Here is a 20,590-nt window from a genome sequence, read left to right as displayed (position 1 = left end):
TGTTCCGTGCTGAGGTTCAGCGTTCGGCGGATCCGGTGCGCGGGTGTCCGGCCTCCTGGTGGTGCCGGCCGGCCGACCGCAGGGCGCCCTCCAGGGCGAACGTCGCAGCGCCCAGCGAGACCGGGTCGGTGGGGATCGGGGACAGGACGATCTCTGTCGCGGCCAGCGGACGGCGCAGCGCGTGCCGGGCCACGGCCTCGCGCACCTCGCCGAGCAGCCGCTCGCCGAGCCGGACGGCGACCCAGCTGCTCAGCACCACCACCTCCGGGTTGAGCAGGTTGATCAGATCGGCGATGCCCGCGCCCAGATAGCGGGCGGTGTCCCGGACCACCGCGGTCGCCACCGGATCGCCGGCGGCCACGGCGCGGCCCAGCGCGTCGATGGTGGCCGTCTGGTCCTCGGGGTGCAGCAACGCCGAACGCGGGCTCAGCTCCCGCAGGTTCCGCATGATGCCGGGCGCGCCGACATACGTCTCCACACAGCCGTGGTTGCCGCAGTGGCACGGCCGCCCGTCCAGTACCAGCGTGGTGTGGCCCCACTCGCCGGCGCTGTTGCTGACCCCCCGGTAGAGTCCGCCGCCCAGGGCGAGACCGGCGCCGACCCCGGTGCCGAGGTTGACCACCACGCAGTCCTGCCGGCCGCGCGCCGCCCCGAACCACAGCTCGGCCACCGTACAGGCGCGCAGCGGGTTGTCCAGGTACACCGGACGGGCGATGTGCTCGGCGAGCAGAGCACGCAGCGGCACGTCGTGCCAGTCCCAGTTGGCCGCGTACTCGACGATGCCGGTGTCCCGGTCCACCTGGCCCGGGACGCTCACGCCCACGCCGAGGACCCGGGCCGCCTCGACCCCGGCCCGCGCGAGCAGTGCACCGACCGCGGCGGCGACATGCGCGACCACCTGCTCCGGGCGGCTCTCCTCGGGACGCATCTCCTCCTCGGCGCGCGCCAGCACGCCGAGCGCGAGGTCGAACAGTTCGGCATGGACGTACGTCTCCGCGATGTCGACGCCGATCAGGGCGCCCCCCGGGGCGTTGACGGCGACGAGGCCCCGCGGGCGGCCGCCCGCCGAGTCCTCGAAGCCGACCTCGGTGATCATGCGGAGGTCGAGCAGCTCGCCGACGAGGGTGGCGATCGTGGCCAGGCTCAGGCCCGTGGCGGCGGCCAGCTCCTGCCGGGACGTGGGCGACTCGGCGATGATCTGGCGCAGCACCTCGTAGCGGTTCGCGGTGCGGATGTCACGCGACGTGCGCTTCACGCGGCTGCCCCCTCCCGTCCCCTCGGGCCCTCGGGCCGGGCCGGGGCGACGACGGCACCGGCGCGGCGCACAGGCTATGGGCTGCGCGGGTGCCGGACAAGGGATTCGACAAGGCTTGGGAAAGGGGCTGTACGAAGTCGGGTGGCCGCGCGAAGTCAAGAGCCTGGGGGCTGTACGACGTCAGGCGCCCAGCGACTCGCGGACGAAGGCGTTGGCGAACTTGCCGGTCGGGTCAAGGGACTTGGCGAGCGCGAGGAAGTCGTCGAGACGCGGGTACCGGTCGCGCAGCACGGACGCCGGCACGGTGAACACCTTGCCCCAGTGCGGGCGCGGTGCGAAGGGGTCAAGCGCCTGCTCCAGCCGGCGCACCACCGGCAGCACCGCCGCCATGTCGTCCACCCAGGTGAAGTGCAGCGCGACCGAGTCCCGGCCGTGGGCGGGGCTGAGCCACTGGGGATCGGCGGCGACGGTCCGCACCTCGCAGGTCTGCAGGACGGAGGCGACCGTGGCGCGGATCGCGTCCACCGCGTGCAGCGCGTCCAGCGCGGCCGTGCGCGGCAGCAGGTACTCCGACTGCAACTCGTCGCCGCTGCTCGGGGTGAACTCCGCCTTGAAATGCGGCAGTCGCTCGTGCCACGGTCCGGGCACACCGAACTGCGGGGTGCAGTTGACCGCGGGCATGCCCGGCACCGGGTGCAGGGCCTCGGTCGCGGGCGTCGCCCAGGGGAAGCGGGGCGGCGCCTGGTCGGTGCGCCGCTTGAGCCACACCTGTCTGAAGCCCGGCCGCCGCCAGTCGGTGAACAGGCTCACGCTGTACGCCGAGGCCGCGACCGTCTCGAAGTCCAGGCCGGTCAGGGGCAGTTCGGTGAACACATGCTGCTCGACGCGGTAGTCGGGCTCCAGGTCGAGGGTGAGCGCGGTGACCACGCCGAGCGCGCCGAGGGAGGTCACCGCGCCGTCGAAGCGGGCGTCGCCGCGGGCGACCGTCACCGTCGAGCCGTCCGCCGTCACCAGTTCCACCTCCCGCACCGGCGCGGCCAGCGAGCCGTTGCCGACGCCGGAGCCATGGGTGCCGGTGGCCACCGAACCGGCCACCGAGATGTGCGGCAGGGAGGCCATGTTGGGCAGCGCCAGACCGTGCGCGTGCACCGCGCGGGCCAGTTCCGCGTAGCGGACGCCGCCCGAGACCCGTACGGTGCGGGCCGCGGTGTCCACGTCCAGCAGCCGCGGCAGCTCCGCGATCGACAGCAGGACGCCTTCGGGGCCCGGGTCGGCGATCCCGTTGAACGAATGGCCGCTGCCCAGCACCCGCAGCCGCGCGCTCGCGGCCACCAGCGACCGCAGCGCGTCCAGCGACCGCGGGCGGTGGTACTCCTTGGCCGTATAGCTGATGTTGCCCGCCCAGTTGGCAACCCTCTGCGACATCCCCGCCACCCCTCCCGACAACGACTCCTGCCCCGACCTTCTCATCCCCCCACCCCAGCCCCCACCCCGCGGGGGCGCCGACCGCGTATCCGCCCCACGACGGCGCCTGCCCGCCCGCCCCGCGACGGCGCCCTGTCCCACCGCGCATCCGCCCCACGACGCCACCCGCCCGGCCGCCGGTCCCGCGCCCCGTCCCGCCCCGCCCGCCCCGCGACGGCGCTCCCTGTCGTCCTTCCGGGCGCGCGCGGCGGGGGCGACTGTGCTTCAGGCGTCGGCGGGAGACGCGGGTCGGCGTAGTTGTCGCGGTGTGAGTGGTGTCACAGGAGGGTCGGGCGGGTCTCTTTCCGGGTGGTGAGGCGCACCGTTTCGCAGCGGGGAGCGGCGCGCCGGGGGACCCGGCAGGTGGGGCGTGCGGGCGGGGGCATACCGTGAGGAGTCGAACGCCTGAGCCGGGAGGAGACACGGGATGGGCAGCCGCACCGCGCTGGTCGAGGATCTGATGGAGCGGTTCCCGCACGTACCGCGGGAAGCCGTCATCAAGGAGGACCTGCTCCGGGGCGGTGTCGCCTTCGATGCGTCCGCCCTGTCCGACAACGAGGACGGCGAGGTCAAGCCGAAGTCGTACTTCATCTTCTCCTTCGACCACGGCACCCTGCCGGAGCTGGGCGAGGCCGCGCTGCGCCGCCCACCGGAGGAGATCATCCTCACCGGCGGCCCGTACGACCTGCGCCGGACCGTGGTCTCCGTACGGGTGAACCCGTCCTCGCCGTACCGGGTCGCCGCCGACGACGGGGGGCTGCTCGGCCTCTACCTCGACGGCAAGCGGATCGCCGACGTCGGCGTGCCGCCGATGCCCGAGTACTACCGGCACACCCTGTCCAACGGGAAGTCCGTGATGGAGGTGGCCCCCACCATCCAGTGGGGCTACCTGATCTATCTGACCGTCTTCCGGGTCTGCCAGTACTTCGGCGCGAAGGAGGAGTGCCAGTACTGCGACATCAACCACAACTGGCGCCAGCACAAGGCGGCCGGGCGGCCCTACACCGGTGTGAAGGACGTCGAGGAGGTCCTGGAGGCGCTGGAGATCATCGACCGGTACGACACCCAGAAGGCGTCCACCGCCTACACGCTCACCGGCGGCGCCATCACCAAGACGGTCGCCGGGCGCGACGAGGCCGACTTCTACGGCCACTACGCCAAGGCCATCGAGGAGCGCTTCCCGGGCCGCTGGATCGGCAAGGTCGTCGCGCAGGCGCTGCCCAAGGACGACGTACAGCGCTTCAAGGACTACGGCGTGCAGATCTACCACCCCAACTTCGAGGTGTGGGACCGCAGGCTGTTCGAGCTGTACTGCCCGGGCAAGGAGCGCTACGTCGGCCGCGACGAGTGGCACCGGCGCATCCTCGACTCGGCGGAGATCTTCGGCGCGCGCAACGTCATCCCGAACTTCGTGGCGGGCGTCGAGATGGCCGAGCCGTTCGGCTTCACCAGCGTCGACGAGGCCATCGCGTCCACCACCGAGGGCCTGCGCTTCTTCATGTCGCACGGGATCACGCCCCGCTTCACCACCTGGTGCCCGGAGCCCACCACCCCGCTCGGCAAGGCCAACCCGCAGGGGGCCCCGCTGGAGTACCACATCCGGCTCCTTGAGGCGTACCGCGCCACCATGGACGACTTCGGCCTGTCCTCCCCGCCCGGCTACGGCCCGCCCGGGCCCGGCCGTGCCGTCTTCTCCGTCAGTTCGTTCATGGACAGCCTCTCCGCGCAGGAGCCGGCCGGACTCTGACCGCGCCCGCCCGCCCGGTGGAGCCCTGCCACTCGTGATCCGCAGGGCCGGCGGTGTGCCACGGTGAGTCAGAACCCGGTCGCCGTCCGTACAGGAGGCCGGAGTTGTGGCTCGCGGCGGACCGCGCCGCTCGGCACCGTACGGCCGAACGAGACGCCGTACGGTGCCCGCAGCCAGAATTGAATAGGCCGCTTGTCAGTTGTGTCGAAGGCGTGAAAAGCTCGGGCCCTTCCGCGAGGTTCCCCCCAACTCCATTGCCGATATGGTGAGTTGACCTCGCTCGTGGATGCAGGAGACCCATGCCCGACCTGCCGACCCCTCAGGACGCCACCGAGGCGGCGCTGTTCGCCGAGTACTGGGACGCCGTGCTCTCCTACGCCGACCTGTGCACCTCCGGCGCCCAGACGGCCAACCAGCTGGCCATGGAGGCGTTCGCGGCGGGCCTGCGCGAGGCGCGCGCCGTGGGGTCCTCGCCGGTGCGGGCGGGTCGGCGCGCACCGCGGCTGCCGATGATCCCGCTGCTGCTGACCGCCGTCCGCAGCACGGCCGCCGGCTGGGAGGCCGACGGGTTCGGCCACCGGCTCGACCCCGACCTCCGGCTGTGGCTCAACTCCGACAAGGCCGCCCGCTACACCGGGCCGCCCCTGCTGCGCCCGGTCGCCCTGCGTGCTCTCAGGGACCTCCAGGAGGCGGACGCCTCGCTGCTGTGGCTGGTCGAGGTGGAGGCGCTGCCGCTGCCCGTCGTCGCCCGCCGGCTCGGTCTCGACCCGGACGTCGCGGGCCAGGAACTCGACCAGGTCCAGGCCCTGTTCCGGGACCGCTGTCACCGCGCCCACCTCGACACCCCGATGGACGCGCAGTGCCGCAGCTACGCCCGGCTGCTCGACGCGGTCACCCGCTCGCCCGCCACCGACACCCCCGACGACCTCTCCCGGCACCTGGCCACCTGCCTCCAGTGCGCGGAGGCCGCCGCCTGCCTGCGGCTGCACGGCGGCGGACTGCCCGCGGCGCTGGCCGGCGGGGTCATCGGCTGGGGCGGCCTCGCCTATCTGGAGCGCCGCCGCCGGGCCGCCGAGGTACGGCTCGGCGCCGGCCGCCCCGGGGCACCGGCGGACCCGGAGAGCGAGGACCCGAAGGAGGGCACCGGCCGTGGCCGTCTGCTGCGCGGCGGCCTGCTCGCCGCCGCCGTCCTGCTGTCGGTGCTGGCGCTCGGTGTGTCGATGATGCCCTTCGGCGGTTCGGACGAGGACCGGGCCGCACGCCCCGACGACCGGCAGCCGGTCGCCGACCCCGGCGTGCCGCTCCCGTCCGCCGACCCCTCGCGCGCCGCGCCCACCGACCGCTTCACCGCCCCGTCCGCGTCCGGCACCGCGATCGGTACTCCGACCGGGCCGGCCGGCCACGCCCCCGACCCGGAACCCCAGGGCACCTCGGCGTCCACCGCCCGCGGTTCGGATGCCGCGACCCGGCCGGGTACCGCCTGCCGGTTCGAGTACGAGCAGGTCAACGAGTGGCCCGACGGCTTCCAGGCCACCGTCACCATCAGCACCGCGCAGGCCCTCGCCGACTGGCGTGTCTCCTGGTCCTTCCGGGACGGCCAGCAGGTGAGTCAGATGTGGGACGCGAGCCTCAGCCAGGACGGCGCCCGGGTCACCGCCACCGCCGCCGACTACAACAAGTCCGTCGCCGCGGGCGGCCGCCTCAGCTTCGGCTTCCTCGCCTCCTGGCACGGCCGGAACTCCGCCCCGTCCGCATTCACCCTCAACGACCACGCCTGCACGGCCCACTGACCCCCACCCGGCAGCACCGCTCCTGGCCATCGGCGAGGCCAGATGGAACGACACCATGGGCATCGCCCATCGAACGCCTCCGGCACATCCGTGATCGAGATGGTCGCCGCCGACCGGGGTTTCGGCGTCCTCCCGGCCGCCGCGCGCACGCATCCGTACCCGGGGTTCGCTGCATCACCATCGCGGGCGCACCCCGCGTACCGCTGGTCTTCGTGCGGCCCGCCCGCGTCTCCCACCCCCTGAACGACCAGCTGGAACGCATCGCCCGCGCTCCGACCGGCCGCCCCGCCCACCGCGGGGGCGGGGCGCCATGACGGACAGGACGACCGCCACCGCGCAGAGGCGCGCCGCCCGTGTGGCCCAGTCGGTGGAAAACCCCTGGCACCGCGTCGGCGCGAGCAGCTATGGTCATGCTCGTTCGTGCCGCCGTCGTCTGCTGTGCGTGATCCGGGAGGTGTTGACCGATGACTGTCGTTGCGACGGGCGCTGCCCGCATCCGGAAGCTCATCCAGTCCACCTCCGTGGCCACCGGCTGACCACACTCTTCCTGAGCGCCTGAGGGCGCGCTGCCGGGGCCACCCACGTGAAGGGTCACCCCTTGTCTCCCTCTTCTTCTCTTTCGGGCTCGGCCTCGTCGCATCCACTCACCCCGTACGGCTGGGACGCCGGCTGGGAGTCCGAGTTCGCTCCGTACGCCGAGCAGGGGCTCCTGCCCGGTCGTGTCGTCCGTGTCGACCGCGGACAGTGCGACGTCGTCACGGCCGCGGGCGTCGTCCGCGCAGACACCGAGTTCGTCGTTCCCCGCGATCCGATGAAGGTCGTGTGCACGGGGGACTGGGTTGCCGTCGACCCCGACGGTGGTGACCCGCGGTACGTGCGGACGCTGCTGCCCCGCCGCACCGCCTTCGTGCGCTCCACCTCCTCCAAGCGGTCCGAGGGGCAGGTCCTCGCCGCCAACGTCGACCACGCGATCGTCGCCGCGTCGCTGGCCCTCGAACTCGACCTCGGCCGCATCGAACGGTTCCTGGCCCTGGCCTGGGAGTCCGGCGCGCAGCCCGTGGTCGTGCTCACCAAGGCCGACCTCGTACCCGACCCGGTGACCCTCGCGCACCTGGTCCGGGACGTGGAGACGGCCTCGCCCGGGGCGCCCGTGCTGAGCGTCAGCGCCCTGCACGGGGACGGCCTGGACACCCTCTTCGCACTGGTCGGCACGGGCACCTCCGTGCTGCTCGGGCAGTCCGGCGCGGGCAAGTCGACCCTCGCCAACGCCCTGGTCGGCGAGGACGTCATGGACGTACAGGCCGCCCGGGACGTGGACGGCAAGGGCCGGCACACGACCACCACTCGCAATCTGCTCGCCCTGCCCGGCGGCGGCGTGCTCATCGACACGCCGGGGCTGCGCGGCGTCGGACTCTTCGACGCCGGGACCGGGGTCGGGCAGGTCTTCGCCGAGATCGAGGAACTGGCCGCGGGGTGCCGCTTCCACGACTGCGCGCACGACTCCGAGCCGGGGTGCGCGGTCACGGCCGCCGTCGAGACCGGCCGGCTGCCGGCCCGCCGCCTGGACAGCTACCGCAAGCTCGTCCGCGAGAACCAGTGGATCGTCGCGAAGACCGACGCGAGGGTGCGCGCCGAACTGCGCCGGGACTGGAAGCGGAAGGGCGCGGAGGGCCGGGCGGCGATGGAAGCCAAACGGGGGCGCCTGCGGTGACCCCACGGCGGCGGTGATTTCACGGTGGCGGCGCGGGTGTCGGCGTCGGCCGGCGGGGGGCTGCCCGGCCGAGGGGTCGGTGGGCGACGGGCTGCGGCGGTACGAGCGCGGGGGCGGCAGCGTCGCGTCCGAATTCCGCCAGCCGCCCCCTCCCGCTTCGCCCACACTGGATGACGTGATGGACGAAGACACCAGGTACGAGGCCGTGCGCAGCCGGGACGCCCGGTTCGACGGGGAGTTCTTCTTCGCCGTCGAGACGACCGGGATCTACTGCCGGCCCAGCTGCCCGGCCGTCACCCCGAAACGGCGCAACGTGCGGTTCTTCACGACCGCCGCCGCCGCGCAGGGCCGCGGCTTCAGGGCGTGCCGCCGCTGCCGCCCGGACGCCGTGCCCGGCTCCGCCGACTGGAACGCGCGCGCGGACGTCGTGGGCCGTGCCATGCGGCTGATCGGCGACGGCGTCGTGGACCGCGAGGGCGTCGCCGGGCTCGCCGACCGGCTCGGCTACAGCGCGCGACAGGTCCAGCGGCAGCTCACCGCCGAGCTGGGCGCCGGACCCGTCGCGCTCGCCCGGGCCCAGCGGGCGCACACCGCGCGCGTCCTGCTGCAGACCACCGAGCTGCCGGTCACCGAGATCGCGTTCGCCTCCGGGTTCGCCAGCGTGCGGCAGTTCAACGACACGATCCGGGCCGTGTACGCGGCCACCCCGAGCGGGCTGCGCGCCGCCGCGCCCCGCGGCAGGGGCGGGCCGCCGCGCGCCACCCCGGGCGCCGGGATTCCGCTGCGGCTCGCCCACCGCGGGCCCTACCAGGCCGCCGCCGTCTTCGACCTGCTCGCGCGCGAGGCCGTGCCCGGGGTCGAGGAGGTGACCGGCGCCCGTGGCGAGCGCAGCTACCGGCGCACGCTCCGGCTGCCGTACGGCACGGGCATCGTCGCCGTGGCGGAGCGCACCCGGTCCCCTCGGACGGGCCCCGCCGCCCACCCCGGCGGCTGGCTCGACGCCCGGCTGCATCTCACCGATCCGCGTGACCTGACCACGGCGGTGCAGCGGCTGCGCCGGCTGTTCGACCTGGACGCCGATCCGTACGCGGTCGACGAACGGCTGGGCGCCGACGCGCTGCTCGCCCCGCTGGTCGCCGCCCGGCCCGGACTGCGCTCACCCGGAGCCGCCGACCCGGCCGAGTGGGCGGTGCGCGCGCTCGCCGGACCCGCGCGGTCCGAACGGCTGGTGCAGCGGTACGGGAAGGCGCTGGACGCCCCCTGCGGCAGCCTCACCCATCTGTTCCCGGAGCCGGCCGTGCTCGCCGAGGCCGAGCCGCACGGCACCCTGGGCGCCCTGGCCGCCGCGCTGGCCGACGGCACCGTACGGCTCGATCCCGGCGCGGACCGGGACGACGCCACGCAGGCGCTGCTCGCCCTGCCCGGCCTGGACCCGGCCGTCGCCGCCGCGATCCGGATCCGCGCCCTGGCCGACCCCGACGTGGCCCCGCCCGGCCTCGACATGCCGGACGGCCGGCGGCCCTGGCGCTCCTACGCCGTGCGGCACCTGGAGGCCGCACGGGACCTCGGCGACGGGCCGGACCCGTACGCCCGCCAACACCCGCATCCCGAAGGGAAGTCCACGACGGCATGACCTTGGAACCGACGTACTGGACCACCGTGCCCGCGCCCCTCGGCCCGCTCCTGCTCACCGCGGGCCCGGACGGCGCGCTCACCTCGCTCTCCGTGCCCGGCCAGAAGGGCGGCCGCACGGTCGGCGCGGGCTGGCGGCGCGACCCCGGCCCGTTCCGGGCGGCCGAGGAACAGCTCGCCGCCTATCTCGCCGGTGAACTGAAGGAGTTCCGGCTGCCTGTGCGCACGCACGGCACGGCGTTCCGGGAGCGGGTGTGGGCCGCGCTCGACTCCGTTCCCTACGGGGCGACCACGACGTACGGCGAGATCGCCGCGCGGATCGGCGCGCCGCGGGCAGCGGTGCGGGCGGTCGGCGGCGCTATCGGCGCCAACCCGCTGCTGATCGTGCGCCCCTGCCACCGGGTGATCGGCGCGGACGGCTCTCTGACCGGCTACGCCGGCGGCCTCGACCGCAAGACCTGGCTGCTCACCCGGGAGGGCGCACTCGCACACCCCTGACCACCTGCGCCCGGCCCCCGCCAGGTCAGCCCCCGCCACCGCACATGACCACCGCTCCCGCCACCACGCACCCACCCACGCCAGCCGCCTGCGCGCGCCGTAGGCCCGAACTGGCCGCGCGCACCGCCCGTTTCGGGCTGTCCGTTCGCCGCGTGCGCTGGGCCGAGCGGGTGTCGTCGCGGTGATGCTGCCCCCGCGCCCGCCGGCCGTGTGCCACCTTCGGCTCCTGCGGGGCATCGGGAAGGGCGGGCGCACACATGGTCAAGGCCGGGCGGGTACTCGCGGCGGCGCTGCTGGCGCTGATCGGTACGACGGGCGCGGCGGCACAGACGGGGGCCGCGACGGCCACCGCGCCGGCCACGGCGACGCGTGCGGCGCACACGGCGGTGTCCACGGCGGTGCGTGTCGAGGCCGTACGTGTCGAGGACGTGCCGGGCTCCTGGACCGGCACCTGGGAGGCCGCCCCGTCCGGCACCGCTCCCGCGCTGCCCGGCGCCGCCGTCCGCAACGTCGTGCACCTCAGCGTCGGCGGTCAGCTCCTGCGGATCCGCCTCAGCAACCGGCTCGGCACCGCACCCCTGACGCTCGGCGCGGTCACCGTCGCGCTGCGCGGGGCGGCCGGCCCGGACGCCGTCCCCGGCACGATGCGCACCGTGACCTTCGGCGGCGCGCCCACCACCGTGGTCCCGGCCGGCGGCGACCTGGTCAGCGATCCGGCGCCGCTGGCCGTGCCGGCCGCCGCCGACCTGCTCGTCACGGTCCACACCCCCGCCGACGGCGGACCCGCCACCTACCACCGCAGCGCCCTGCGCACCAGCTATGTCGCCTCGCAGGGCGCGGGCCGGGCGGCCGACGAGGACGGCTCGGCGTACACGGCCACCACCAGCCACTGGTACTACGTCACCGGCGTCGATGTCCTCGTGACCGGCGGCGCCGGCAGCGTCGTCGCCTTCGGGGACTCCCTCACCGACGGCACCGGCTCCACCCCGGACACCGACCGCCGCTGGCCCGACCGGCTCGCCGAACGCCTGAGGCCGCACCGGCTGGGCGTGCTCAATGCCGGGATCGCCGGTAACCGGCTGCTGCGCGACGGCACCGGGCCGAGCGCGCTGTCCCGGCTGGACGCCGACGCCCTGTCCCGGTCGGGCGCGCGGGTGCTGATCGTCTTCGAAGGCATCAACGACATCAACGGCAGACCCCAGGCGAACGACGTCCGCGACTTCGAGGCCGCGTACCGCGCGATCGTCTCCCGGGCGCACGCCCTCGGCATCCGGGTCGTCGGCGCCACCCTCACGCCGTACGGCGGCCACGGCGCCTTCACCGCCGCGCGTGAGGACGTACGGCAGCGGATCAACGCCTTCATCCGCACCGGCGGCGCCTTCGACGCCGTCGCCGACTTCGACGCCGCCGTCCGCGACCCGGCACAGCCCCGCCGGATCCGGCCCGCCTACGACCCCGGCGACCATCTGCACTTCAACGACGCGGGCATGCGGGCGCTGGCCGACGCCATCGACCTCGGCGTCCTGCGGTGAACCGCACGCGGCGCCCGGCGGTGCGACCGTGCCGCGCCGGTCGCCGGTCGCGCCGTCAGCCCCAGACCACCGCGCCCAGCCAGGCGCCCATGATCAGCAGACAGGTGAACAGCTCCGCCAGCACGCTGGAGCCGCCCGAGCGCATCGTCGTGCGCAGCGCGGCCATCGCCTCGCCGGGCCGGCCCAGGCGCAGCCGCTCGTGCAGATAGATCCCGGCCAGGAAGCCGGGTATCGCCCCGACCACCGGCAGCAGGAAGAAACCGAGGAACGCCCCGAGACCCGCGTACGCCCCCGCCCGCGGCGCCGCACCGCTCGCCCGCAGCCGCCGCGGCGGCAGCGCCCAGCGCACCACCTGGGACAGCAACAGCACGCCGGTGGCGCCCACCAGGACACCCCAGGCGACCGGCTGTGGATCCTGCAGCGCCCACCACAGCACCGCGGCCCACACCAGCCACGAGCCCGGCACCCCGGGCACCAGCACCCCGCACAGGCCGAGCGCCATCACCACGCCGACCAGCAGGAGTCCCCACACTCCCATCTGCCCAGCGTGCCGGAACGCGACCGGTCGCGCAGGGCAGGTACGCGTCACTCCTGGACTTCCCTGGCCACCCAGCCGCGCTCGTAGGCGTGCCAGCCCAGCTGCAGCCGGGTCGTCACCCCGGTCAGCTCCATCAGCCGCTTCACCCGTCGCTGCACGGTCCGCAGGCCCAGGTCGAGCTGCTTGGCGACGCTCGCGTCGGTCAGCCCGGCGAGCAGCAGCGACAGCACCTCGAGATCGGTGCCGTCGGGGCCGTCCGGCCGCTGCTCGCACACCCCCTGCGCGCCCAGCCTGAGCGGCAGCGCCTGGTGCCACACCGACTCGAACAGCCCGCACAGCAGCTCCAGCAGGCCGCTGGCGTGCACGACGAGCGCGGCCGGTTCCGCGCTGTGCGAGGTGAGCGGCACCATGGCCAGCGAGCGGTCGGCCACCACCAGCTTGGTCGGCACCTCGTCCAGCACCCGCACCTGCTCGTCCCGGCCCAGGGCCGCCGTCAGCTCGGTGATCCCGTCGGGCAGGTCCAGCACCGCACGCTCCACCACCACCCGGTAGCGGACGCCGCGTCCGGCGGCCTGCTCCTCGGCGTCGTTCTCCGCGCCGGAGACCGCCATCGGGTTGCCGGTGACCAGCGCACAGACCTCGTCGCTCGCGGCCAGCTGCATCTGCAGGAAGCGCTGGGCGACCGCGGCGGCGCCGGTCACCACCTCGACCATGTCGTGCACGGCGGGCTCGGCCGCCGCCGCCCGGTACTCCTCGGCGAGCAGGGCCGCCGCCAGCTCGGCCTTCTCCAGTTCGTGCCGCTGCTGGGTGAGCAGCGCGCCGAGCGCGACGCCCGGCGGCGCCGCCACCCAGCGGCCCGGACGGGCCGACGACTGGGCCGCGAGGCCGTGCCGCTCCAGCCGGCGCAGGGCGCGCTCGGTGTCGTGCTCGGCCAGCATCAGCCGGCGCGCCAGATCGGGCACGTCGGCGGCGCCCACGGACACCAGCGCCCGGTACGCCGTCTCGTGCGTCTCGTCCAGCCCTATCGCTGCCAGCATCAGCCCTCGTCCCTCCCCGGCGACACGACACCCCTCACGGCGGGTGTGGCGGAAACCGGCCACGGCGCAAACCCGCCTCGGCACATCATCGCCACACCAGCGGTCACTCTGCCATGGTGGCCGCACCGCGAAGTCGATCACCTGCTGTTCGGCCGCGCAGACGGTGGTCCGCGACCGGGCCACCCGGATGTCGCCGGGCGGTTCTCCCGTGGGGGGTGGAGCCGCCCGGCGACGGGCGCCGGCGTACCGCCCGAACCGGCTGCCGCACCTTTCCCGTACGGCAGTTCAGCGCCTTGCCCGCCCACCGTTCGAGGCGGTGCGTGTGCCGTTTTTTCCCGATCTCCGGTTGTCCCGGGGCCCGCGCGGTGGACAATCAGGGCATGAGCCAGCAGGGGGGCGGGCCCGCCCGAGACACGGACGACTGGTGGGGCCAGCTGTACGACGACTCCACCGAGGACACGGGTCCCGCACCCGCGACCGATTCACTGGACGACCGCTTCGCCTCGGCCTCGCACACGCTCGGCCCCGGCGCGTCGGGCCCACCGGCCGCGGAGGCCACCACGGACCGGGGCACGTCCGAGTCCTGGCCCGGGGGCCGGCCCGGATCCGGGTCCTGGCCCGGGGAAGTGTCGGACGTGCCGGAGCCCGGGCCCGGCGCCGCCGGCAGGGCGGACGGGCGGCGCGCGGACACGGCCGGCGCGGGAACGGACGACCGTCCTGGGGGCGAGGACGCGATACCGGGACAGGACGCGATACCGGGCGAGGACGCGATACCGGGACAGGACGCGGTTCCGGGCGAGGGCGCGGTTGCGGTGGGGCGTGCCTCCGTCCCGCCGGACGGCGGCCCGGTCCGGCCCCGGCCCGGAGCCCCCTGGGAGCCACCCGGCCCGGTGCGGTCCGCAGCCCCCGGAGAGCCACCATCCGCGGACTCGCCGCCTTGGCCGGCCGGCCCGAAGGAGCGCGGGTCCGAGGACGATCCCGCCGCGCCGCTGCCGGCCCCCACGAGCCCGGCCGAGCCCGCGGCCCCGACGCACTGGGCACTGGGTGAAAGCGCCCCGCGTGCAGGAGTCCTCGGCGCGACGGGACCCGCCGCCGACGGCCCGCTGGAGCGGACGGGTCAGGACGACCGGGACGCCGCACCGGAGTTCGAGGGCGCCGCGCAGGATGCCGCGGCGGACCCCGGCGACGGGCCGGGGACGGATGAGGCAGGCGCGGGGGCACGGGACGTCGCGTACGTCGGGTCCGGGCCGCCCACCTATGACGCCGAGCCGACCGCCCTGCCGCTCGCCGACCCCGACGGACTCGACGAGTTGGTCGCGGACACCGTGCTCGACGGCGCCCGGTCCGGGGTGTGCACCCTGCGGGCCGCGTCCGTGCGGGGCGACTCCGCCCGCTACCGGGGCGAACCCCGCCGCGACGCGCTGCTCACCGCGCGCTTCGGCACCGGCGAACAGGCGCTGATCCTCGTCGCGATGGCGACCGGCGCCCGGGCCACCCCGGGTGCCCACCGCGCCGCGGCCGAGGCATGCCAGTGGATCGGCCGGGCCGTGGGCCGCAGTCATCAGCGGCTGGTCGAGGACATCCACGCGGCCCGCCGCGGCGACCTGAAGTCAGGACTGCACCGGCTCACCGACCACAGCCTGGGCAAGCTCCGCGCCAGCGCCGCCGAGCAGGGCATCGACCCGGAGGAGTACGCGGCCAGTCTGCGCTGCCTGCTGCTGCCGGCCCGCCCCGACTGCCGTACGCGCGTCTTCTTCGGCATCGGCGAGGGCGGCCTGTTCCGGCTCAGGGACGGCGCATGGCAGGACATCGAACCACAGGTCAGCACCGCCGACACCACCGGTGACGCGGTACTCGGCTTCGGGTCGCCGCCCGCCGAGACCCCCGACGGCGACCGGCTCACGATGGACCTGGGGATCCCGACACCGCCCAGCCCCTACGAGCCCGCCCCCGAGCCGCCCCGCGAACCCTTCCGCTTCCGGGCCTCCGTCGCCCGCCCGGGCGACGCGCTGCTGATGTGCAGCGGCGGCCTGGCAGAACCGCTGCGCGGCGAGCCCGCCCTCTGCGCCTACCTGGCCCGGCGCTGGTCCGGCGGCACCCCGCCCGGCCTGGCCGCGTTCCTCGCCGACACCCAGGTGCGGGTCAAGGGGTACGCGGACGACCGTACGGTCGCCGCCGTCTGGGAGGCGTGACCGCGACCCCTGTGACTTCATGGAACTGCGAGCCGACCGTCTCATCCACCGGGACCGGAGGGGTACTCGAAAGCCATGGCCAAACAGAACGTCGCAGAACAGTTCGTGGACATCCTCACCCGCGCCGGAGTGCGCCGCCTCTACGGCGTCGTCGGCGACAGTCTCAACCCCGTGGTGGACGCCGTGCGCCGCAACGCGGCCATCGACTGGATCCATGTACGGCACGAGGAGAGCGCCGCCTTCGCCGCCGGCGCGGAGGCCCAGATCACCGGGAAGCTGGCCGCCTGCGCCGGTTCCTGCGGCCCCGGCAACCTGCATCTGATCAACGGCCTGTACGACGCCCACCGCTCCATGGCGCCGGTGCTCGCCCTCGCCTCGCACATCCCGTCCAGTGAGATCGGCCTCGGCTACTTCCAGGAGACACACCCCGACCAGTTGTTCCGCGAGTGCAGCCACTACAGCGAACTGATCTCCACCCCGAAGCAGATGCCCCGGCTGCTGCAGACCGCGATCCAGCACGCGGTGGGGCAGCGGGGCGTCAGCGTGGTGTCCCTGCCGGGTGACATCGCCGCCGAGCCCGCGCCGGAGCGGGCCGCCGAGCTGGCCCTCGTGACCTCCCGGCCCTCCGTGCGGCCGGGCGACGCCGAGGTCGACGCGCTCGTCCGGATGATCGACGAGGCCGACAAGGTGACCCTGTTCTGCGGTAGCGGCACCGCGGACGCGCACGCCGAGGTCATGGAGTTCGCCGGGAAGATCAAGTCCCCGGTCGGCCACGCGCTGCGCGGCAAGGAGTTCATTCAGTACGACAATCCGTACGACGTCGGCATGAGCGGCCTGCTCGGCTACGGCGCCGCCTACGAGGCCACCCACGAGTGCGATCTGCTGATCCTGCTCGGCACCGACTTCCCGTACAACGCCTTCCTGCCCGACGACGTACGGATCGTGCAGATCGACGTGCGCCCGGAGGTACTGGGCCGTCGCTCCCGGCTCGACCTGGCCGTATGGGGCGATGTGCGCGAGACCCTGCGCTGTCTGGTGCCGCGGGTGCGTACGAAGGAGAACCGGCGCTTCCTCGACCGGATGCTGAAGAAGCACGCGGACGCGCTGGAGGGTGTGGTCAGGGCGTACACCAGGAAGGTCGACAAACACATCCCGATCCACCCCGAGTACGTGGCCGCGGTGCTCGACGAAGTCGCCGACGAGGACGCCGTGTTCACGGTCGACACCGGAATGTGCAACGTCTGGGCGGCCCGCTACATCTCACCCAACGGCCGCCGCCGCGTCATCGGTTCCTTCTGGCACGGCTCGATGGCGAACGCGCTGCCCATGGCGATCGGGGCGCAGTTCACCGACCGCCGGCGCCAGGTCGTGTCGATGTCGGGCGACGGCGGATTCGCCATGCTGATGGGCGACTTCCTGACCCTCGTGCAGTACGACCTGCCGGTGAAGGTCGTCCTGTTCAACAACTCCGCGCTGAGCATGGTGGAGTTGGAGATGCTGGTGGCGGGCCTGCCCTCGTACGGCACCACCAACACCAACCCCGACTTCGCCGCCGTGGCCCGCGCCTGCGGTGCCTTCGGAGTGCGGGTGGAGAAACCGAAGCAGCTGGCCGGCGCGCTGCGGGACGCCTTCGCACACCGGGGTCCGGCCCTGGTCGACATCGTCACCGACCCCAACGCGCTGTCCATTCCGCCGAAGATCAGCGGCGACATGGTCACCGGCTTCGCCCTGTCCGCCTCGAAGATGGTGCTGGACGGCGGTGTGGGCCGCATGGTCCAGATGGCCCGCTCGAACCTGCGCAACATTCCCCGGCCCTGACCGAACGGGCGGCGGGGCGATGGATTCCGGCCAGATTCACGTGCACTGACGGAGCGTCAGCGCCCGGCGGAGGGCGTCCCGGCTCATCCTGTCGGGGCGTTCGTGGCGTCCTACCGCCCTCTCGGTGGCCGGATCACGGTGTCCGCGGCGTCCGGGCCACCATGACGGCGCCTTACTCACATGGCCGAACCGCTGGTCGTCGGCGGTCGGGCAGGACTGGCCCAGGGCTCATGGGGCATGGATCCCCGTGAACGTGTGCGACCAGGAGGGGCAACGGCGACAGCGTGCGGGCGGGGGACATGAGAAAGCAGGCACGAGGGGGCGGTCCCGTGGTCATCAGGGGCTCCTCGGTGAAGCCGACGAGAGAAGGCACCGACGACGGCACGGACCGGACGCACGCGCCCCAACTGCGGCGCAGCCTCGGCCGGGCGAACCTGCGGGCCGTGCCCGAGGCGCGCAGGGAACTGCGGGAACTCCTGCGGCACTGGGGAAAACCGGGCCGCTCCGAGATAGCGGAACTCCTCACCAGCGAACTGGTCACCAACGCACTCGTGCACACCGACCGGGACGCCGTCCTGACGGCCGTCGTCGGTCCACGCGGACTGCGGGTGGAGGTACGGGACTTCGTGGCCCGCAGGCCGGTGCTGCGGGCACCGTCCGCCGAGGAGGGCACACACGGCCGGGGCCTGCTCCTGGTGCAGTCCCTCGCCGACGCCTGGGGCGTGAGACCGCACGGCGTGGGCAAATCGGTCTGGTTCGAACTGAACGCGGAAGCCGCCTGAACGGCGCGGACCCGAGGGCGGGGCCGGGTCTGCGAAGGGGCGGGGCGCGAGCGGGGTGGGGGCGTGGACCGGGGTGGGCTGCGCAGGGGCGGGGTGTGAAAACGGGGCGGGGGCGTGATCCATGTGGTCACGCCCCCGCCCCGTGGGGTCCGGGCCCGGTCGGGCCGGTCCTGGCCGAAGTTCTAGCCGAACTGCTGTTCAAGATCCTTGAGCTTGCGCTCCAGGGAGTCGAGGCGCGGCAGCGCCATGGTGTCGTCCTCCGCGGTCAGGTCGACGGTGATCGGGTCAGCCCCTTTGCGGACCGGCTGAAGGGAGGGCCGAGAGCGTACGGGCAGTTCCGGCGCCGCTATGGCAGGCTCCGCGGAAACCTGTGTGGAGCCACGCTCCACCGCCTGCACCTCGACCTGCCGGCCGCCACGCCCGATGAAGCCGCGGGTCCCGCGGCTGAGGGCCTTCAGCTGGGCCCGCTCCATACGCTGCTGCTCGCGCCTGCGCAGCCGGGTCTCTTCCTTCTGCCGCTTGTCCTCGCGGACCTCCTCGACCGCCTCGTCCAGGCTGCGCACGTTCTCCAGCAGCATCAGGGACCAGGCCCTGTAGGTCTCGCGGGGCGCGCGCAGCCAGCGGACGATGCGGATCTGCGGCAGCGGACGCGGCACCAGGCCCTGCTCGCGCAGGGCGGCCCGGCGGGTCTGCTTCAGCGCACGGTCGAACAGCACGGCCGCGGAGAGGGACATGCCCGCGAAGAAGTGCGGGGCGCCGTCGTGGCTCAGGCCCCTGGGCGCGTGCACCCAGTTGAACCAGGCAGCGGCACCCGCGAACGTCCACACGAGGATCCGGGAGCCGAGGGCCGCGTCGCCGTGGCTGGCCTCGCGCACCGCGAGGACGGAACAGAACATGGCCGCGCCGTCCAGACCGAACGGCACGAGGTACTGCCAGCCGTTGGACAGGCCCAGGTTCTGCTCACCGAAGCCGACCAGACCCTTGAAGGAAAGCGCGGCCGCGACCGCCGCACAGCAGAAGAGGAGTACGTAGGAAGCCGTACCGTAGATGGCCTCCTTGCGCCTGCGCCGCTCCTCGCTGCGTTCCCACGAGTCCTCGGTCTTCGCGTGCTCCCCGGACCGCTTGCTGCGCGCGAGCACCGCCACCGCCGCCAGGATGCCCAGGAGCAGTACGGCGCCCGGAAGCAGCCAGTTCAGCGATATGTCGGTCAGTCTCATCTGGGGTCCCTTGCATTGGGATAGGGCGTAACGCCCGCCATAGTGGCCCAATTCCACCGGCCCTCAGGGGGTTTCGGGGCAAGAGGCCGCCAAGGAGGTGCAAGGGGATGCCCATGGCAGCGTTCTGCTCGAACTGCCGCTTGAGGGGCGGGAGTTGAGTTCGAGTAAGACTACCCGTACGGATGGTTCTACGGAAAGTTCCCGCGACAAGTGAGGAAGTTGTGAATGGGGTGCCCCGTACGGGTGTCCTGGTTGTGGATGATCTTAGTGGACTCCGGGGGATGCCTCGTCCCGCTCCGCCGCTGGAGATGACCTTGCCTTGCCTTGTCCGTTCGGAATTTGAACTGTCGCGTCATGCGCCTAAGGTGCTTGACGGACAGGTAACAACCCGTCGTAATGACCCCAAGTGCCGACAACCCGGAGGAGGACCCGTGAGGCACGGTGTGCACGACTCCACCGGGACCGGGATCCCGGAGCTGCGGGCCGCGGCGGCCCGGGTGCCGGCCCAGGCCCAGCCCGCGGACCGCGGCCGTCAGCGGGGTGCGGCGCCGCCGGGCGTCCGCGGTGAGCACACGCACGGTGAGCCGCCGATTCCGCAGCCGCGGCCCGTGCAGCGGGCGTCGGTGCGCGGGCAGATCCTCGACGCGCTGCGCACCGCGCTGGTCACGGGCGAGCTGACGCCCGGCGAGGTGTACTCGGCACCGGCGCTCGGGGAGCGGTTCGGGGTGTCCGCGACGCCCGTGCGGGAGGCCATGCAGCAGCTCGCGCTCGAAGGCGCGGTCGAGGTCGTGCCGAACCGCGGGTTCCGGGTGGTCGAGCGGGGCGCGCGGGAGCTGGCCGAGCTGGCGGAGGTCCGGGCGCTGATCGAGGTGCCGGTGGTGCTGCGGCTGGCCCGCACGGTGCCGGCCGACCGCTGGGCGGAGCTGTGGCCGCTGGCCGAGGACACCGTCCGTGCCGCGTCCTCCGGGTGCCGGGCTACGTACGCCGAGTCGGACCGGGTCTTCCACCGGGCGGTGCTGTCCCTGTCCGGCAACGAGCAGCTGGTGCAGATCGCGGAGGACCTGCACCGACGGTCCCAGTGGCCGCTGGTCGGCGGCCCGGCCCGACGCCAGCGGGCCGACCTGCTGGCGGACGCGGCCCAGCACACGGCCCTCCTGGAGGCCCTGATCGCCCACGACCTGCCCACAGCCCAAACCCTCACGACAGCCCACTTCACCCCCACCACCTGACCCCGCTACGGTTCACGGCGTCGGCAAGCGGCCACCCGCAGTCCCGCGCCGACGCGTAGCCGCAGGTGGGGCGGGGTGGCCGCGTGGTCGTCTGCGGTCGGCCGTGGGCCCCTCGTTCCGTTCTCCGCGCGCTGCCCGACGGCGATCA

Annotated in this window: 15 protein-coding genes; 10 read left to right on the top strand and 5 right to left on the bottom strand. The window is 73.9% G+C overall.

Translation table 11 applies throughout. The features are described from left to right. Positions 1 to 16: 16 nt before the first annotated feature. Both ACIRFL_RS26210 and ACIRFL_RS26205 read right to left on the bottom strand, forming a co-directional pair. Entirely contained in the window at positions 17 to 1,255 is a 1,239-nt protein-coding gene (locus ACIRFL_RS26210; RefSeq protein WP_404032957.1) for an ROK family protein, read from the bottom strand. A gap of 180 nt (positions 1,256 to 1,435) precedes the next feature. After that, positions 1,436 to 2,680 carry an FAD-binding protein gene (locus ACIRFL_RS26205; RefSeq protein WP_404032954.1) on the bottom strand — a complete coding sequence of 415 codons (1,245 nt, stop codon included), beginning with the start codon at positions 2,678 to 2,680 and terminating at the stop codon, positions 1,436 to 1,438. A 466-nt stretch (positions 2,681 to 3,146) separates the two neighbouring features. Between ACIRFL_RS26205 and ACIRFL_RS26200 the strand changes: the two genes are divergently transcribed. The 6 genes from ACIRFL_RS26200 (at position 3,147) to ACIRFL_RS26175 (ending at position 11,629) form a co-directional block, all read left to right on the top strand. Beyond that, the gene (locus tag ACIRFL_RS26200) at positions 3,147 to 4,466 is read left to right on the top strand and encodes a radical SAM protein (protein WP_404032952.1); all 1,320 of its coding nucleotides are present in this window, start codon (positions 3,147 to 3,149) and stop codon (positions 4,464 to 4,466) included. A 299-nt stretch (positions 4,467 to 4,765) separates the two neighbouring features. After that, positions 4,766 to 6,256, top strand: coding sequence for a cellulose binding domain-containing protein (locus tag ACIRFL_RS26195; protein WP_404032949.1), 1,491 nt, complete (start codon positions 4,766 to 4,768; stop codon positions 6,254 to 6,256). A gap of 598 nt (positions 6,257 to 6,854) precedes the next feature. Next, positions 6,855 to 7,967 carry a ribosome small subunit-dependent GTPase A gene (gene rsgA / locus ACIRFL_RS26190; RefSeq protein WP_404032946.1) on the top strand — a complete coding sequence of 371 codons (1,113 nt, stop codon included), beginning with the start codon at positions 6,855 to 6,857 and terminating at the stop codon, positions 7,965 to 7,967. A 178-nt stretch (positions 7,968 to 8,145) separates the two neighbouring features. Beyond that, complete coding sequence (locus ACIRFL_RS26185; RefSeq protein WP_404033109.1) at positions 8,146 to 9,600, top strand: bifunctional transcriptional activator/DNA repair enzyme AdaA; 1,455 nt, start codon at positions 8,146 to 8,148, stop codon at positions 9,598 to 9,600. Beyond that, complete coding sequence (locus tag ACIRFL_RS26180; protein WP_404032943.1) at positions 9,597 to 10,097, top strand: methylated-DNA--[protein]-cysteine S-methyltransferase; 501 nt, start codon at positions 9,597 to 9,599, stop codon at positions 10,095 to 10,097. Before ACIRFL_RS26185 ends, ACIRFL_RS26180 begins: the two co-directional genes overlap by 4 nt. A gap of 257 nt (positions 10,098 to 10,354) precedes the next feature. Next, positions 10,355 to 11,629, top strand: a complete 1,275-nt coding sequence (locus tag ACIRFL_RS26175; protein WP_404032940.1) for an SGNH/GDSL hydrolase family protein — start codon at positions 10,355 to 10,357, stop codon at positions 11,627 to 11,629. A gap of 55 nt (positions 11,630 to 11,684) precedes the next feature. On the opposite strand, the gene ACIRFL_RS26170 is transcribed toward ACIRFL_RS26175, so the two are convergent. Both ACIRFL_RS26170 and ACIRFL_RS26165 read right to left on the bottom strand, forming a co-directional pair. Then, positions 11,685 to 12,167: a DUF456 domain-containing protein gene (locus ACIRFL_RS26170; protein ID WP_404032937.1), complete on the bottom strand. Its 483-nt coding sequence runs from the start codon at positions 12,165 to 12,167 to the stop codon at positions 11,685 to 11,687. A gap of 47 nt (positions 12,168 to 12,214) precedes the next feature. Then, the gene (locus ACIRFL_RS26165; RefSeq protein ID WP_404032935.1) at positions 12,215 to 13,204 is read right to left on the bottom strand and encodes a helix-turn-helix domain-containing protein; all 990 of its coding nucleotides are present in this window, start codon (positions 13,202 to 13,204) and stop codon (positions 12,215 to 12,217) included. Positions 13,205 to 13,584: 380 nt separating this feature from the next. Here ACIRFL_RS26165 and ACIRFL_RS26160 point away from each other — a divergent pair, with 380 nt between their 5' ends. The 3 genes from ACIRFL_RS26160 to ACIRFL_RS26150 all read left to right on the top strand — a co-directional run bounded on the left by ACIRFL_RS26160 (position 13,585) and on the right by ACIRFL_RS26150 (position 17,996). Beyond that, positions 13,585 to 15,396, top strand: a complete 1,812-nt coding sequence (locus tag ACIRFL_RS26160) for a protein phosphatase 2C domain-containing protein (RefSeq protein ID WP_404032933.1) — start codon at positions 13,585 to 13,587, stop codon at positions 15,394 to 15,396. 75 nt (positions 15,397 to 15,471) lie between these two features. Continuing rightward, on the top strand, positions 15,472 to 17,214 hold the full coding sequence (locus ACIRFL_RS26155; protein ID WP_404032930.1) for a pyruvate dehydrogenase: 1,743 nt from the start codon (positions 15,472 to 15,474) through the stop codon (positions 17,212 to 17,214). Between the two features lie 299 nt (positions 17,215 to 17,513). Continuing rightward, on the top strand, positions 17,514 to 17,996 hold the full coding sequence (locus ACIRFL_RS26150; RefSeq protein ID WP_404032927.1) for an ATP-binding protein: 483 nt from the start codon (positions 17,514 to 17,516) through the stop codon (positions 17,994 to 17,996). 182 nt (positions 17,997 to 18,178) lie between these two features. On the opposite strand, the gene ACIRFL_RS26145 is transcribed toward ACIRFL_RS26150, so the two are convergent. After that, positions 18,179 to 19,213 (bottom strand): DUF2637 domain-containing protein, encoded by a 1,035-nt coding sequence (locus ACIRFL_RS26145; protein ID WP_404032924.1) that lies wholly within the window; start codon positions 19,211 to 19,213, stop codon positions 18,179 to 18,181. Positions 19,214 to 19,644: 431 nt separating this feature from the next. On the opposite strand from ACIRFL_RS26145, the gene ACIRFL_RS26140 reads away from it, so the two are divergent. Then, positions 19,645 to 20,442 carry a GntR family transcriptional regulator gene (locus ACIRFL_RS26140; RefSeq protein ID WP_404032922.1) on the top strand — a complete coding sequence of 266 codons (798 nt, stop codon included), beginning with the start codon at positions 19,645 to 19,647 and terminating at the stop codon, positions 20,440 to 20,442. Positions 20,443 to 20,590: the final 148 nt, after the last annotated feature.

Origin of the sequence: Streptomyces sp. NPDC102462 (assembly GCF_044765425.1) — a bacterium.
GTDB lineage: Bacteria > Actinomycetota > Actinomycetes > Streptomycetales > Streptomycetaceae > Streptomyces.
This window is presented reverse-complemented; position numbering and strand designations above follow the sequence as displayed.